The 14518-nt window shown below is 35.2% G+C and carries 17 protein-coding genes; 14 read left to right on the top strand and 3 right to left on the bottom strand.

All coding sequences use genetic code 11. The features are described from left to right. Positions 1–43: 43 nt before the first annotated feature. The 3 genes from BUB25_RS05875 (at position 44) to BUB25_RS05865 (ending at position 2161) form a co-directional block, all read left to right on the top strand. Entirely contained in the window at positions 44–1012 is a 969-nt protein-coding gene (locus BUB25_RS05875) for a D-alanine--D-alanine ligase (RefSeq protein WP_072941605.1), read from the top strand. A 19-nt stretch (positions 1013–1031) separates the two neighbouring features. Further along, complete coding sequence (gene coaD, locus BUB25_RS05870) at positions 1032–1487, top strand: pantetheine-phosphate adenylyltransferase (RefSeq protein ID WP_072941601.1); 456 nt, start codon at positions 1032–1034, stop codon at positions 1485–1487. A gap of 95 nt (positions 1488–1582) precedes the next feature. Further along, complete coding sequence (locus BUB25_RS05865; RefSeq protein WP_072941598.1) at positions 1583–2161, top strand: PhnA domain-containing protein; 579 nt, start codon at positions 1583–1585, stop codon at positions 2159–2161. A gap of 150 nt (positions 2162–2311) precedes the next feature. Here the strand turns inward: BUB25_RS05865 and BUB25_RS05860 are convergent, their stop codons facing one another. Then, entirely contained in the window at positions 2312–3658 is a 1347-nt protein-coding gene (locus BUB25_RS05860; RefSeq protein WP_072941594.1) for a DEAD/DEAH box helicase, read from the bottom strand. A gap of 148 nt (positions 3659–3806) precedes the next feature. On the opposite strand from BUB25_RS05860, the gene BUB25_RS05855 reads away from it, so the two are divergent. Beyond that, positions 3807–5537, top strand: a complete 1731-nt coding sequence (locus BUB25_RS05855; RefSeq protein WP_072942086.1) for a M14 family metallopeptidase — start codon at positions 3807–3809, stop codon at positions 5535–5537. Between the two features lie 10 nt (positions 5538–5547). On the opposite strand, the gene BUB25_RS05850 is transcribed toward BUB25_RS05855, so the two are convergent. After that, a complete protein-coding gene (locus BUB25_RS05850) occupies positions 5548–6150 on the bottom strand; it encodes an NUDIX hydrolase (RefSeq protein ID WP_072941591.1) in 603 nt (200 codons plus the stop codon). Between the two features lie 7 nt (positions 6151–6157). On the opposite strand from BUB25_RS05850, the gene pyrE reads away from it, so the two are divergent. The 4 genes from pyrE (at position 6158) to BUB25_RS05830 (ending at position 8373) form a co-directional block, all read left to right on the top strand. After that, positions 6158–6802: an orotate phosphoribosyltransferase gene (gene pyrE, locus BUB25_RS05845; RefSeq protein WP_072941587.1), complete on the top strand. Its 645-nt coding sequence runs from the start codon at positions 6158–6160 to the stop codon at positions 6800–6802. Between the two features lie 20 nt (positions 6803–6822). After that, entirely contained in the window at positions 6823–7215 is a 393-nt protein-coding gene (locus BUB25_RS05840; protein WP_072942083.1) for an SRPBCC family protein, read from the top strand. Between the two features lie 271 nt (positions 7216–7486). After that, on the top strand, positions 7487–7933 hold the full coding sequence (locus BUB25_RS05835; RefSeq protein ID WP_072941585.1) for a hypothetical protein: 447 nt from the start codon (positions 7487–7489) through the stop codon (positions 7931–7933). Positions 7934–8055: 122 nt separating this feature from the next. Then, positions 8056–8373, top strand: a complete 318-nt coding sequence (locus BUB25_RS05830) for a hypothetical protein (protein ID WP_072941582.1) — start codon at positions 8056–8058, stop codon at positions 8371–8373. A gap of 483 nt (positions 8374–8856) precedes the next feature. Here BUB25_RS05830 and BUB25_RS05825 read toward each other — a convergent pair whose 3' ends face one another. After that, positions 8857–9585, bottom strand: a complete 729-nt coding sequence (locus tag BUB25_RS05825; protein ID WP_072941579.1) for a biotin--[acetyl-CoA-carboxylase] ligase — start codon at positions 9583–9585, stop codon at positions 8857–8859. A gap of 95 nt (positions 9586–9680) precedes the next feature. Between BUB25_RS05825 and rsfS the strand changes: the two genes are divergently transcribed. From rsfS to BUB25_RS05795, 6 genes are all read left to right on the top strand, one after another. Continuing rightward, a complete protein-coding gene (gene rsfS, locus BUB25_RS05820) occupies positions 9681–10052 on the top strand; it encodes a ribosome silencing factor (RefSeq protein WP_072941576.1) in 372 nt (123 codons plus the stop codon). A gap of 17 nt (positions 10053–10069) precedes the next feature. Further along, the gene (gene ftsH / locus BUB25_RS05815; RefSeq protein WP_072941573.1) at positions 10070–11995 is read left to right on the top strand and encodes an ATP-dependent zinc metalloprotease FtsH; all 1926 of its coding nucleotides are present in this window, start codon (positions 10070–10072) and stop codon (positions 11993–11995) included. Between the two features lie 113 nt (positions 11996–12108). Beyond that, positions 12109–12711 carry a lactate utilization protein B/C gene (locus tag BUB25_RS05810; RefSeq protein WP_072941571.1) on the top strand — a complete coding sequence of 201 codons (603 nt, stop codon included), beginning with the start codon at positions 12109–12111 and terminating at the stop codon, positions 12709–12711. A 1-nt stretch (position 12712) separates the two neighbouring features. Next, positions 12713–13603 (top strand): phosphatidate cytidylyltransferase, encoded by an 891-nt coding sequence (locus BUB25_RS05805; RefSeq protein ID WP_072941568.1) that lies wholly within the window; start codon positions 12713–12715, stop codon positions 13601–13603. Next, positions 13593–14246, top strand: a complete 654-nt coding sequence (locus BUB25_RS05800; RefSeq protein ID WP_072941565.1) for a phosphatidylserine decarboxylase family protein — start codon at positions 13593–13595, stop codon at positions 14244–14246. Before BUB25_RS05805 ends, BUB25_RS05800 begins: the two co-directional genes overlap by 11 nt. Next, positions 14246–14515 (top strand): acyl-CoA-binding protein, encoded by a 270-nt coding sequence (locus BUB25_RS05795; protein WP_072941563.1) that lies wholly within the window; start codon positions 14246–14248, stop codon positions 14513–14515. The genes BUB25_RS05800 and BUB25_RS05795 overlap by 1 nt, the downstream gene beginning before the upstream one ends. Positions 14516–14518: the final 3 nt, after the last annotated feature.

The following is a 14518-nucleotide window of genomic DNA, read 5'->3' as shown; positions in this document are numbered from 1 at the left end:
ATCGTTTAATCGATTAAACGTTTAACCGATTAAACAAAAAAAAATGAAGAACATTGCCATTATCATGGGCGGCTATTCCAGCGAATATAAAATATCTTTAATCAGCGGAAACGTAGTGTACCAAAATCTGGACAAAACAAAATACAAAGGCTATCGAATCCATATATTCAAAGAAAAATGGGTTTATGTAGACGATTCAGATACTGAATTCTCCATTGACAAAAATGACTTTTCAGTAATGGTAAACGGGAACAAAATCAGTTTTGATTGTGTTTTCAATGCCATTCATGGAACTCCGGGCGAAGACGGACTCATGCAGGCTTATTTTCAATTATTGGGGATTCCGCAAACCTCCTGCGATTATTACCAGTCAGCACTAACTTTCAACAAAAGGGATTTTCTTTCGGTCCTAAAGCCTTACGGCATAAAAAGCGCCACTTCTTATTATCTAAATAAAGGAGACGAAATCAATACCGACGAAATCATTAAAAAAGTAGGCTTACCTTGTTTTGTAAAGCCCAATAAAGCGGGTTCCAGTTTTGGAATTTCAAAAGTAAAAACCGAAAATGAATTGCCAATTGCCATCGAAGTCGCCTATAAAGAAGACAACGAAATCATTATAGAAAGCTTCCTGGACGGTACCGAAGTGACTGTAGGGGTTATCAATTATAAAGGAGAAATTATTGTCCTACCCATCACCGAAATTGTTTCTGAAAATGATTTCTTTGATTATGAGGCCAAATATCAGGGAAAATCACAGGAAATAACCCCTGCCAGAATCTCTGACGAAATGACCCAAAAAGTAGGTACTATTGCCAAACGTGCCTATGAGTTGCTAAAAATGAAAGGCTTCTCCAGAACCGAGTTTATCATTGTTAATGATGAACCCTTCATGCTAGAAATGAACACTATTCCGGGCTTGACCTCGGAGAGTTTAATTCCGCAACAGGCCGCCGCCGCAGGAATTGCACTGCAAGATTTATTTACCAATGCAATTGAGTTAGCGCTATAAAATTTAGAAACTCTTAAAAATGAGAAAAGCCATATTTCCGGGATCTTTTGACCCTATAACATTAGGTCACGAAGACATCATCAAAAGAGCCGTCCCTCTATTTGACGAAATCGTAATTGCCATAGGCGTCAATGCCGAGAAAAAATACATGTTCCCGCTGGAGGAAAGAAAACGTTTCATAGAAGAAACCTTCAAAGACGAACCTAAAGTTAGCGTAATTAGCTATGAAGGCTTAACAATTGACTTATGCCAAAAACTAAAAGCAGATTTCATTCTGCGTGGTTTGCGCAATCCCGCCGATTTTGAATTCGAAAAAGCCATCGCGCATACCAACAGACATTTGTCAAAAATAGAAACCGTGTTTTTATTAACAGCAGCGAGAACATCATATATCAGTTCCAGCATTGTGCGAGATGTAATCCGAAATGGAGGCGAATACCAAAAATTGGTTCCTAAGGCTGTAAGAGTAAAATAATGCATTCCGTTTTTATTTGCAGTCATAAATCATTCATAAACTTGTAAGAAGCAGCTATTAACTGTACTTTCGCAAAATCAAAATAAATTTCAATAATGAGTATAGAAAGAGAATTAAACAAACGTAGTGGTGCAAAATGTGAACTTTGTGGAGCAACCGAAAACCTAAAAGTATATGAAGTACTGCCTACAAAAAAAGGCGGAATCGACGAGGCAATAATGGCTTGTAATACTTGTATATCACAAATTGAAAACCCAGGCACGGAAGATCTAAACCATTGGAGATGTTTAAACGACAGTATGTGGAGCGAACACCTTCCGGTACAAGTAATTTCATGGAGAATGTTAAGCCGTTTGCGTTCAGCCGGATGGCCACAGGAATTAATCGATCAAATGTATTTGGATGAAGATACCTTGGCATGGGCACAGGCAACCGGCGAAGGAGAAGATGACGAAAATAAAATTATCCATAGAGACAGTAATGGCGTAATCCTAGAACATGGAGACTCTGTAGTTTTGATAAAAGACCTAAAAGTAAAAGGATCGAGCATGGTGGCCAAACAAGGAACCGCAGTGCGCAACATCCGTTTAGACCATGAAAATGCCGAATATATTGAAGGAAAAGTTGATGGTCAAACCATTGTAATCATTACTCAATACGTTAAGAAAATTTAGTAATCAGTATTCAGCTTTTAGTGGTCAGTGATCATTAACTCCTTATAAAACAAAAAATCGTTAACGGTAATGATATACCGTTAACGATTTTTATTTGTAAACTTTTTTTTACTACCAGCTAAAAACTGAATACTGAATACTGAATACTGATTACTCCTCTTCTTTTTTAATCACTTTTCGGGCCACTTCAATTTTAAACTTTTTGCCTTTCATTTTTTCGTCCTTGATGTTGTGAAGTAAGTCTTTTACTTTATTGAATCTTACCGCTGCAAAAGAAATAAAATCCTTCACTTCGATTAATCCCAAATCGCCTTTTTCTAGTTTTCCTTTTTGGGAAAAGAAACCAACGATATCAATTTTATTCAATTTATTTTTCTTTCCGCCACTGATGTAGATCGTTTGGAACTGCGGTGGTTTTGGCAAAGAAGTTGCATTCTCAACATTGAAAACATCCATACCATAATCGATATAATCTAACTTTTTCTCGCTTTCATGAGCAATAATGTAAGCAGTCCCCGATGCCGTCATACGTGCCGTTCTACCGTTTCTATGGGTAAATTCGTCTTCTTTGGATGGCAAATGGTAATGAATAACATGATTCATTTCGGGAATATCAAGTCCGCGCGCTGCAAGATCCGTAGTGATTAAATAACTCGCACTTCCGTTGCGGAACTGAATCAGAGCGCGTTCACGCTCGTCCTGATCCATTCCGCCATGATAATAGGTAGCATAAATTCCTTTTTCGTTCAGGCTGTCGCTAATGCGTTCAGCGGCGTCACGGTGATTGCAAAAAACAATCGCCGATTCAGACTTTAGCGAACATATCAAATTGAACAAACTGCCCATCTTGTCTTTTTCTTTAGAAACGACCAATTTTGTCGATAGGTTTGTTTCTCCCTCATTTTCAGGAATGAAATCCAAAATGGTAGGATTCACCACTCTGGTATATTTTGGAATCTCAATATCAGAAGTTGCTGAAACCAAGACTCTTTTATTCAATTTAGACAATTTCCCGATGATAAAAGACATTTGCTCATGAAAACCCAGTTGCAAAGATTTATCAAATTCATCCAGAATTAAAGTCTGGATTTTGTCCAAACGAAACGTACCTCTATCGATATGGTCTGCAATTCTTCCTGGAGTCCCTATTAAAACAGCCGGCGGATTGCTCAAATTCTTGATTTCGGTTTCAATGGAATGTCCGCCATAGCATACATTTACTTTGTAATCCGTACCCATTTTTTTCCAAACCTGCTCAATTTGCAATCCTAATTCCCGTGATGGAACCAAAATCAAACATTGAACCGATAGAATTTCGGGCTGTAACATTTCTAAAACAGGCAATAAAAAAGCAAGCGTTTTTCCTGAACCTGTTGGAGAAAGCAAAAGGATATTATTGTCATTCAGGATAGCATCTTGTGCCATTTCCTGCATTTCGTTTAGGTTTTCGATCCCTAAATTCAAAAGTATATTGTTGGAATGGTGTTTCTTATTCATTTTGCAAAAGTACTTAAAAAAAGTGGTCAGTGTTGAGTTTTTAATATTCAGGTATAATTTCTATTCTTGAAATATTCTCGCCAAATTCTCGCCTCAAATTTCAATTAAAAAAATATTACATTTGGCTTATATCGCAAAAAAAATGAATATGAAATTCTTTACTTTTAGTTTCTTGCTGTTTACAATGACTATTATTGCTCAAAAAGACAACAAATACGCTACTGTTTTCGAAAAAGGCAATGGAAATCAAACCGCGACTTATCAGCAAACTATTGCTTATTATTCTTTGCTGGCCAAAGATTTCCCTACGATAAAAATGGAGAAAAAAGGCATTACAGACAGCGGAGAACCCTTACACATCATCACTTTCAACCCGGAAAAGAAATTCAATTTTAAAGAAATTCAAAAAAACAAAGCCATTCTTCTAGTCAACAACGGCATACATGCCGGAGAACCGGACGGCATTGATGCCACGATGCAATTGTTTCGGGATTTGGCACTGGGCAAAATTGAAATCCCTAAAAACACTGTTTTGGTGACTATTCCGGTATATAATATTGGAGGTGCCTTAAACAGGAATTCGAATTCAAGAGCCAATCAGGACGGACCTGAAATTTATGGCTTTAGAGGCAACGGAAGAAATTATGATCTGAATCGGGATTTTATTAAATCAGACACTCGAAATATGAGAAGTTTTGCTGACATTTTTCACCAGCTCAATCCGGATGTTTTTATTGACAATCACGTAAGCAATGGCGCCGATTACCAATACAAACTGACCTATATCATGACCCAACAAAATAAATTAGGCGAGGTTCTAGGCAATTATATGAATACCAAAATGATGCCTTCGCTGGTTCTCCACTTGCAGCAAAAAAACATAGAAACCACTCCTTATGTCAATGCTTTCAGCGAAACTCCCGACAACGGTTTTGCTCAGTTTTTTGACAGTCCTCGCTATTCTACGGGCTATACTTCTTTGTTCAACACCATCGGGTTTGTTGTAGAAACCCACATGTTAAAAAAATATGCCGATCGCGTCAAAGTCACTTACGAATTTATGACTTCCACCATCGATTTTATGGATCGCAATCATCAAAAAATCAAACAAATGCGATTGAAAAACGAAGAACAATATGCACCCAAAAAATCCTATACCATCAAATGGGAAATAGACACTACAAAAACCACCACTTTCCCCTTTCTGGGTTTTGAAGCGGGACATAAAAAAAGTGAGGCCACCACTGGTAACAGATTGTATTATGACAGAAACAAACCCTATAAAAAAGACATTCCTTATCTGAAGGAATTTAAATCAGCAAAAGAAATCCTGATTCCTGACGGCTACATTATTCCAAAGGCATTTTGGAATATCATCGAGTTATTAAAAAACAACAACATCGCGTATAACCAACTAGAAAAAGATACCATCATCACAGTAGAAAGCTATCGTATTCAGGATTATAAAACAAGCGCTTCGGCTTACGAAGGACATTATTTACATCGCGACACAAAAATTGCTTCCGAAAAGAAAAATGTGGCTTTCGCCAAAGGAGATTATGTTATTTCTACCCAACAAAAAGGCGTAAAATACCTGTTGGAAACCTTAGAACCGGAAGGGATTGATTCCTTTTTTAACTGGAATTTTTTCGATACCATGCTTCAACAAAAAGAGGGCTATTCTGATTATGTTTTTGAAGATACGGCGGCTCAAATTTTAAAAGACAATCCAAAACTCAAAACAGAATTAGAACAAAAGAAGATTACAGATATCGCTTTTGCTAATAATCCTGAAGCGCAACTGGACTGGATTTACAAACATTCGGTCTATTATGAAAAGGCGCATCTGCAATATCCTGTTTACCGCATTTTAAACTAAAAAAAAACTCCTATTTCGGGAGTTTTTCTTCTTCAAACAATAATTTGATATTTTCATAGGAATTTTTCAGAGCTTCAGGAATTTCATCGGGCTTTAACCAAGCCACTTTTTCAATTCCTTCCTCCAGTTGACCTTGTGGTATGCCGTCAAAATCAGACTGCATTTCAAACCAATGGGTAATCTTTAGTTTGTACTTGCCATTGCGTTTAAAAATGTGATAGGTTTTCTGGAGTTTATTGGTAACCGTCAATTTATTGACGCCTGTTTCTTCTTCCACTTCACGCATGGCAGTGGTTTCGATGGCCTCTCCTTTTTCTATTCCGCCCTTGGGTAAATCCCATTTTCCATTCCTGAAAATAAATAAAACTTCTCCCTTTTTATTATAGACATAGCCGCCTCCTGCCTTGCATACGGGAATTTTTGTTTTCAAAGTCTTTAAAATCTCTTTTTCATCCGGATGATAGAGATAGGCTTTTTGAATTTTATTTTGAAAAATTTTAACTATAAGCTGAACTATATCAACACTTTCCAATAAAAATAATTGAAAATCTGTTTCTTTTGATATTTTATTTGTCAAAAAAAGTGGTTTGTCGTTCACAAAAACTTTATACATTTGTACTATGATTTTTAATAAAGATACTGCCGAAAAAACAGCCGAATTGCTTTTACAAATAAATGCAATTAAATTGAATCCAGGAAATCCTTTTACATGGGCTTCCGGATGGAAATCACCTATTTATTGTGATAACCGACTAATTCTCTCATTTCCAGCCATAAGAAATTATGTGCGTGATGAATTTTCCAAAAATATTGAAAAACAATTTGGAAAACCAGATGTTATTGCCGGTGTAGCCACCGGAGCAATAGGAATTGGTATGCTGGTTGCCGAGAGTTTAGGATTGCCATTTGTATATGTGCGTCCCGAAGCCAAGAAACACGGTCGCCAGAACCAAGTGGAAGGTTTTCTTCAAAAAGGACAAAATGTTGTTGTTGTCGAAGATTTAATTAGTACCGGAAACAGCAGCCTGATGGCCGTTGAAGCTTTGCGTGCCGCCGGAGCCAACATAAAAGGGATGGCCGCCATCTTCACTTATGGTTTTGATGTCGCTGAACAAAACTTTAAAAAGGCCAATCTTGACCTGTACACTTTGAGCAATTATCAAAATTTATTGAATTTAGCCGTTGCCAAAAATTACATTACCGAAAAAGAAGAATCGACTTTAAGAGAATGGAGCGTAAATCCTTCTGCTTGGGACGTGATTTAGAAATAAACAAAGAAAAAAATATGAACTTAGAAAGTCCTAAAGTTACTGTTCGAAAATCAGCTCAAGAATTATTTGACTTGCTAACTGACGTCAAAAACTTCGAAAGATTGATGCCTGAAAACATTGCCAAGTTTGAAGTTATTGGAGATGATGCCTTTATTTTTGGATTAAAAGGAATGCCGGAAATAAAACTGAAAATGAAAGAAAAAGTGGCTCCAAACAAAGTGGTTCTGGGCGCTGCAAGCGACAAGCTTCCGTTTACATTAGTTGCTAATATTAACGCAATTACTGATAATTCAAGTGATGTCAAACTTGATTTTGAAGGAGATTTCAATCCCATGATGGCGATGATGATCAAAGGCCCTATCGGGAAATTTATAGAAACTTTGGCTACCAACATGACAAAATTGTAAAAACAACATAATTCATCACTAAAGATGTTTAAAGCCTGATTTCATTTCAGCTTTAAACATCTTTTTTTTGTGCCTTATTTCAAATAACAAATGCCTTTTGTACATTTTTGGTTATCATTTGCACTACCGCAGAAAGCTACAAATCATTTCTTCTCTTTTAAAAAGATTACAGAAAAATCCTTATTTATTTAAATTAAAAATCTAAATTTGAGATTATTAAATAAATTTAAAAAATGTTTTTTTATAAAACTTAACTGTAATCTAATATTTTATGAGCAAAATTTTACGTGCCCCCAAACGATTAACAATTAGATTTTTTTCTTATTTTTTAATTACCTCTTTTTTAGTTCTTAGTTGTCAAAAAGACCAAGATGAAATACCCGATTGTGGTTGTGATTCTACTATTAGAACAACAATTCCTGAATCAGCAAATTTGATTGGTAAAATAGCATATAAAAAACAACTTGATCCAAACGACAATTATTATAACAATAAATTTTGGATAGCTTATACCGAACAAAATTGCAGTAATTGTGTGCACAAAATGATTGTTTGTAACGAAGGCATCCTAAACCAACAAATTCTAAATCTTAAAAGCAATGGTCAAACCTTGAACATCAAATTTTCAGGACACCTGAAAGAAATTTGCGAAAAAACATTTGATATTGCTGACGTAACCTATGAAAATATAATTTTAACAAAAATTATAGTGCAATGAGAAAACACAATCATTATAATATGAGAATCTTTTTTTTGTCAGCATATTAAAAAATTATAAATCGCAGAAAATCAAATCTTAAATCCAGTAATTTTTTCACTTCTTTAAATTATGCAAAAAATATGAAAACAACATTAGTTTTATTAATAGCTTTTGTGTTTATGAATTATTCCTGTGAATCACATCAAGCAATATTGAAAAGTGAACAAATCGAGGCTGTAATTTTAGATGGCGGCCCAATACCAACCGAAAATTGTGGCTGGATCATTAAAGTGAATAATACCTACTATTCGCCCGCAAATTTATCTAAGGAATTTGAAAAGGACAAAACGATAGTTCTTATTAAATATGAAGTATTGAATGAAGACTTTATTTGCGGTAATACAACCACTTACAGAGCCTATAAGAAAATTAAAATTTTAGAAATAAGTAAAAAATAAAAGGTACAATTAAACATAAGCAAAAGTTTAGCAACGGATTAACAGCTGCAAACATATCAGTAAACACATTACCACCTAATGATATATATTACGGATATTTGATGGAAAAATATGGCATTCTCATAAAGTCCTAATTCAACATTAGAAAAACAAACATTAAATTAAACAGGACAGCTCATTTGTTGTCCTGTTTATTTTTTTATAAAACGATAAGCTATTATCATTCAACTACTCATACATATCCCGTACATACCCGCTACATACCTGCAACATACCCGCAACAGACTGCAATAAGATTTAAATAAGATCAGGGTGAAAATCTGTATTTTGTACCCTTAGATTATTCACAAGAGCAAACATCAATCGGTAGAAAACATTAATTAGGTATAAATTTAGCATCTGGCTACGCAATTGCAACGGTTTTATTGTGTAGCTACGGCAGGCTACCAAATCTAGGACCTACAGACACAACATCAGCATTTTTTAATACAACATTTGAATTTCCTTGATATTATATTCGACAATAGAATCGTCTTCCAAGAGTAGCTGAAGTTTTCCAAACGGAGAAACACCTTGAATAATTCCCATAAAATTCCGGTCACTATTGTCTTTAAAAGGCATTGGAACAGCTTTCTTAAAAAGCCTATTTCTATAATCCATCCATAATAAATCTGGCTGTTTCTTCAGTATTTCAAGATTATTTTTCATCTTTTCTACAATTCGAAAGAGAATTTCTTCTTTGTCAAATGAAGTACCGCAAATGACCGCCAAAGAAGAAGCTTTGGGCAAATCATCAAAATTGATTTGATTTACATTGAGCCCTAAGCCAACGATTGAACTAACACTTCCGTCACTTTTCAGGCTATTTTCAATCAAAATGCCAGCTATTTTAAAATTATATGACATAATGTCGTTTGGCCATTTAATGCTTAATGCCGGAATGTGAAACGATTCCAAAGCCTGAATTACAGCCAATGTCATCGCCACATTAAGATGATATATTTGATCAATACCTAACAACAAATCCCTGACAAAAACACTCATTATTAGATTCTTAGCCTGCTCAGAAGTCCAAACTGAGCCCATTTGTCCTTTTCCTTTGGTTTGATTTTCAGCAGTAACAACAGTAAAATTTTCCAGTTCCTGCTTATTCGATAGCCCTTTAAGAAACTCATTTGTAGAATCTATGGCATCGAGTTTGATTAGTTTCATTAGCTATAATTTGTGCAACAGAATTTAATATTATGTTAAGGTTCAAAAATAATCACAAAAAATGGTAACTTTACAAACTTATATAAAAATATTTCATGACAAAAAAGACTATAAATAATGATGCTTTATTGGCGAACATTATTGCGGGAATCGAAGAAGTAAAAGGAAGTGACATTGAGATTCTCGATCTGAGAGAGATTGATAGCGCAGTTTGTGACTATTTTGTTATCTGCAACGGGAATTCAAATACGCAGGTAAATGCAATTGTTAGCTCTATTCAAAAAGTAGTTTCAAAAGAACTAAAAGATAAACCTTGGCACGTTGAAGGTTCCGGTAATGCAGAATGGGTACTTATGGATTATGTACACATCGTAGTACATGTATTTCAAAAACAAATTAGAGAATATTACAATATCGAAAGTTTGTGGGGAGATGCTAAAATAACTACAATAGCTAATAAATATTAAAGAAAGACACACTCAGAATGGCTAAAGAAAATAATCCGAATCCTAATAAATTTAAAATAAGTCCTTGGTTAGTTTATACTGCCATTTTGCTTATTTTCCTTTTTATCAGCTTTATTACCGGCAGCAGCAGTTTGCAAGAACCGGCTCAATTAACTTCTTCTAAATTCAACGCCTATTTAGACAAAGGTCAAATAGAAAAAGTAATTGTCTACAATAAAACCGAAGCTGAAGTTTTCTTAAAAACAGAAGCGCTAAAGGACAAAGAACACCAAAAAGTAGCAAAAGATATTTTTGACAGACCTAACAAAGGTCCTCAATATACTTTTGAAATTGGTAACGATCAAATATTTCAAAACAAGCTAGAAAAAGCGGTAGCCGAAGGAAAATTAAAAGATTTTAATTTCTTAGCTAAAAGCAACTGGTCAGACATTCTTATTAGTTTACTTCCTATCATCATTATTATAGGTGTTTGGATCTTTATTATGAGAAAAATGTCTGGTGGTGGTGCTGGAGGCGGTGGTCAGATATTTAATATCGGAAAATCAAAAGCCAAACTTTTTGACGAGAAAACAGATATCAAAACCACTTTTAAAGATGTTGCCGGACTAGAAGGTGCTAAAGAAGAGATACAAGAAATTGTTGAATTCTTGAAAAACCCGGAAAAGTACACTAATCTTGGTGGTAAAATTCCAAAAGGAGCCCTGCTTGTAGGTCCTCCTGGAACGGGTAAAACTTTATTGGCTAAAGCCGTTGCCGGTGAAGCACAAGTGCCTTTTTTCTCTTTGTCAGGTTCTGACTTTGTTGAAATGTTTGTAGGTGTAGGTGCATCACGTGTGCGTGACCTATTCAAACAAGCCAAGGAAAAATCTCCAGCTATCATTTTCATTGATGAAATTGACGCAGTAGGTAGAGCCAGAGGTAAAAGCAATATGTCAGGCGGGAACGACGAAAGAGAAAACACCCTGAACCAATTGCTTACTGAGATGGACGGTTTTGGGACCAACTCTAATGTAATTGTGTTAGCCGCTACAAACAGAGCCGATGTATTAGACAAAGCTTTAATGCGTGCCGGTCGTTTTGACAGACAAATTTTTGTAGACTTGCCAGATATTCGCGAACGCGCTGAAATCTTCCAAGTACATCTTGCGCCTTTGAAAAAAGTAGAAGGCCTTGACTTAGATTTCCTTGCCAAACAAACTCCTGGTTTTTCAGGTGCTGATATTGCTAACGTATGTAACGAAGCTGCCCTGATTGCTGCCAGATACAACAAAACAGCCGTTGACAAACAAGATTTCCTTGACGCTGTAGACCGTATTGTAGGCGGACTGGAAAAGAAAAATAAAATCATCACTCCAGAGGAGAAAAAAGCCATTGCCATTCACGAAGCAGGACATGCAACAGTGAGCTGGATGCTAGAACATGCTGCACCATTAATCAAAGTAACCATTGTCCCTAGAGGACAAAGCCTGGGAGCTGCCTGGTATTTACCTGAAGAACGTCAAATTGTGCGTCCAGACCAAATGCTAGACGAAATGTGCGCTACCATGGGAGGAAGAGCAGCCGAAAAAGTGACTTTTAACCGTATTTCTACCGGTGCATTGAGTGATTTAGAGAAAGTAACTAAACAAGCTCGTGCGATGGTTACCATCTATGGTTTGAATGACAAAATAGGAAATGTTACCTATTATGACTCATCCGGTCAAAGCGAATACAGCTTCTCTAAACCTTATTCAGAGGAAACTGCTAAAGTTATAGACCAAGAAATCTCTTCACTAATTGAAAGTCAATACGAAAGAGCAATTGAAATCTTGGAAGAAAACAAAGACAAATTAAATCAGCTAGCTGATATTCTGATTGAAAAAGAAGTCATTTTTAAAGATGACCTTGAAGCAATTTTCGGAAAAAGAACCTTTGACAAAAACCTTGATGAAGTAGTCTCTTAAAACATCTTATTTTTAATAGTTTTTAAAATCTTAATTCAAAAGCCACTTTTGAATTAAGATTTTTTTATCTTTGGACGTTATTCAAATAATACATAAAGCACCTTAATAAAAATATGAGTCTTTTTAGAAAATTTTTTGGTTCTATTAATCCGGCTTCAGAAGAAGAAACTGAAAACGAATATAACAAATCACCAATTGACAATTCCATGTCAATTGACGAGCAGTTTATCTTTAATTTTAAAAAAAATGGCGGTAAATTTTTATACTGCGAAAATTTGGACGAAGTAAAAGAACAGTTCGAAAATATTCTGGAAGAAAATGATTGGTATGAAAAAGAAGTGCTTTGTTATGACCCACAACTTCATAAACTATTAGACGAAAACAAACTTAGTTACGAAAAACCCACAAATCCAAAATTCCTTTTTGCGAGCTGTGAAAATTTAATTGCCGAAGAAGGATCAATACTGTTCTCTTCAAAACAAATCAAGCAACACAAACCACACGAACTTCCTGTTGACATCATTGTTCTAGCCAGAACAAGTCAAATTCTTGCCATGAAGAGCGATAGCCTTAGCGCTATAAAAAAGAAATACGAAAGAGATTATCCAACGAACATTACCGCTATAAAATATTTTGAAAAAGCAAAAGAAGAGGACTTTACTCAATATGGCAGTTCTGCCAAAAATCTTTATTTATTGCTTTTAGAAGATCTTTAAGATGAATGAAACACTTAAGAGAGCCCTATCTGGTGCCGTCTATATTCTGTTATTATTAGCCTCTATCCTATTTTCTACTGAAAGTTTTATTAGCTTATTTGGTGTTTTCCTAATTATTGCAATTTATGAATTCTGCAATTTAGTTCAAATTAATAAAGTTTTACCTCTTATTTTTGGTTCCCTCTTTTATACCACTATCGCTTTGATTAGCTTTTATAAAATAGAAACCGAAAGTTACATCAATGGAATCCTAGAACACGACATTCAACTTATCGTTAATGTATCCCAGCTGAATACCATTTTACTTGTCATCACCTTATTAATATCAATAAAATGCATCGACTTTTTATTCAATGATACTATTCAATCCTTGAGCAAACTCTCCAAATATATTTTTTTATTAGGATATATTGTGCTTCCTTTTATTTTTATAGTCAAAATCTCCTTCGGAATAAATGATTATAATCCTAAAATCATTATTGGATTATTCATTCTTATATGGACTAATGACACCTTTGCTTACCTAGTAGGAAAATCCATTGGAAAGCATAAGTTACTGGAGCGTATCTCTCCTAAAAAAACCATTGAAGGCTTTGTTGGCGGAGTGGCTTTTGCAGTTTTTGCAGGCTTTTTAATTTCAAAACTATACATCAAACCGAATCCTAATTTCAGCGAAAAATCCATTTTAATCTGGACCATGATTGCTTTAATAGCTGGTATTTTCGGAACTATCGGTGATTTAATCGAATCCAAATTCAAACGTATTGCTGGGGTAAAAGACAGCGGAAAAATAATGCCCGGCCACGGAGGCGTTCTAGATCGACTAGATAGTGTTATATTTGTAGCACCAATTGTATTTTTATTTTATCAAATTTTAAATTATGTTTCATAAAGAAGGAACCAAGACTATTTTACTAGGTATTATTTTTACAGCTATTGTACTATTATTATCTGACAATTTTATTGACACAATTTGGCTAAAAAAACTAATTCAGATTAGTGCTTTCCTATTATTGGTAATCATTTTACAATTTTTCAGAAATCCAAAAAGAACCGTGATTTTAAACGAGAACCAAATTTTGGCTCCTGTTGACGGAAAAGTAGTTGTGATTGAAGAGGTTTATGAAGGAGAATATTTTAAAGATAAACGCATACAAGTGTCCATCTTCATGTCTCCAATAAATGTGCATGTAACGCGCTACGGACTTAGCGGTATCGTGAAATTCAGCAAGTACCATCCAGGGAAATTCCTTGTGGCATGGCACCCAAAAGCGAGTGAAGAAAACGAAAGAACAACTGTAGTTGTTGAAAACAATACTTTCGGAGCGGTTCTTTACCGTCAGATTGCTGGAGCATTAGCCAGACGAATTGTAAATTATGCCGAAGAAGGAATGCAGGTGGTACAAGGAACCGATGCCGGTTTTATCAAGTTTGGTTCCAGAGTAGATGTATTCTTACCTTTAGGCACACCCATAAATGTTGTGTTAAATCAAACAGCAGTGGGAGGAAAAACAGTTATTGCAACCAAAGAATAATGATCGAAAAAGATTTAGATACTCGATTTCAGGAAGCTGTAGAAACGGCTTCCAAAATGACTCAAGCGTCTTTACCGCAAGATGTGCAGCTGCGTCTCTATGCCTATTACAAACAGGCAACCTTTGGAACAGTAGAACCAAAACAAACTGCTGCTTTTCACTTAAGAGATGCTTTCAAAATCAATGCTTGGATGCAAATTAGCCATCTTTCAGCTGAAGAAGCCAAAGAACAATATATAGAAATCATCAATTCTCTTTCAAAAAAATAGTAG

The sequence above is a fragment of the Flavobacterium granuli genome, assembly GCF_900129705.1.
GTDB classification, from domain to species: domain Bacteria; phylum Bacteroidota; class Bacteroidia; order Flavobacteriales; family Flavobacteriaceae; genus Flavobacterium; species Flavobacterium granuli.
Note: the sequence above shows the minus strand (reverse complement) of the source record. Positions and strands in the feature narration are given on the sequence as shown.

Excerpts from the sequence above, each read along its gene's own strand:
- BUB25_RS05875 (WP_072941605.1), top strand. The coding sequence starts at position 44 with ATGAAGAACATTGCCATTATCATGGGCGGCTATTCCAGCGAATATAAA.
- coaD (WP_072941601.1), top strand. The coding sequence starts at position 1,032 with ATGAGAAAAGCCATATTTCCGGGATCTTTTGACCCTATAACATTAGGT.
- BUB25_RS05865 (WP_072941598.1), top strand. The coding sequence starts at position 1,583 with ATGAGTATAGAAAGAGAATTAAACAAACGTAGTGGTGCAAAATGTGAA.
- BUB25_RS05860 (WP_072941594.1), bottom strand. The coding sequence starts at position 3,658 with ATGAATAAGAAACACCATTCCAACAATATACTTTTGAATTTAGGGATC.
- BUB25_RS05855 (WP_072942086.1), top strand. The coding sequence starts at position 3,807 with ATGAAATTCTTTACTTTTAGTTTCTTGCTGTTTACAATGACTATTATT.
- BUB25_RS05850 (WP_072941591.1), bottom strand. The coding sequence starts at position 6,150 with ATGTATAAAGTTTTTGTGAACGACAAACCACTTTTTTTGACAAATAAA.
- pyrE (WP_072941587.1), top strand. The coding sequence starts at position 6,158 with ATGATTTTTAATAAAGATACTGCCGAAAAAACAGCCGAATTGCTTTTA.
- BUB25_RS05840 (WP_072942083.1), top strand. The coding sequence starts at position 6,823 with ATGAACTTAGAAAGTCCTAAAGTTACTGTTCGAAAATCAGCTCAAGAA.
- BUB25_RS05835 (WP_072941585.1), top strand. The coding sequence starts at position 7,487 with ATGAGCAAAATTTTACGTGCCCCCAAACGATTAACAATTAGATTTTTT.
- BUB25_RS05830 (WP_072941582.1), top strand. The coding sequence starts at position 8,056 with ATGAAAACAACATTAGTTTTATTAATAGCTTTTGTGTTTATGAATTAT.
- BUB25_RS05825 (WP_072941579.1), bottom strand. The coding sequence starts at position 9,585 with ATGAAACTAATCAAACTCGATGCCATAGATTCTACAAATGAGTTTCTT.
- rsfS (WP_072941576.1), top strand. The coding sequence starts at position 9,681 with ATGACAAAAAAGACTATAAATAATGATGCTTTATTGGCGAACATTATT.
- ftsH (WP_072941573.1), top strand. The coding sequence starts at position 10,070 with ATGGCTAAAGAAAATAATCCGAATCCTAATAAATTTAAAATAAGTCCT.
- BUB25_RS05810 (WP_072941571.1), top strand. The coding sequence starts at position 12,109 with ATGAGTCTTTTTAGAAAATTTTTTGGTTCTATTAATCCGGCTTCAGAA.
- BUB25_RS05805 (WP_072941568.1), top strand. The coding sequence starts at position 12,713 with ATGAATGAAACACTTAAGAGAGCCCTATCTGGTGCCGTCTATATTCTG.
- BUB25_RS05800 (WP_072941565.1), top strand. The coding sequence starts at position 13,593 with ATGTTTCATAAAGAAGGAACCAAGACTATTTTACTAGGTATTATTTTT.
- BUB25_RS05795 (WP_072941563.1), top strand. The coding sequence starts at position 14,246 with ATGATCGAAAAAGATTTAGATACTCGATTTCAGGAAGCTGTAGAAACG.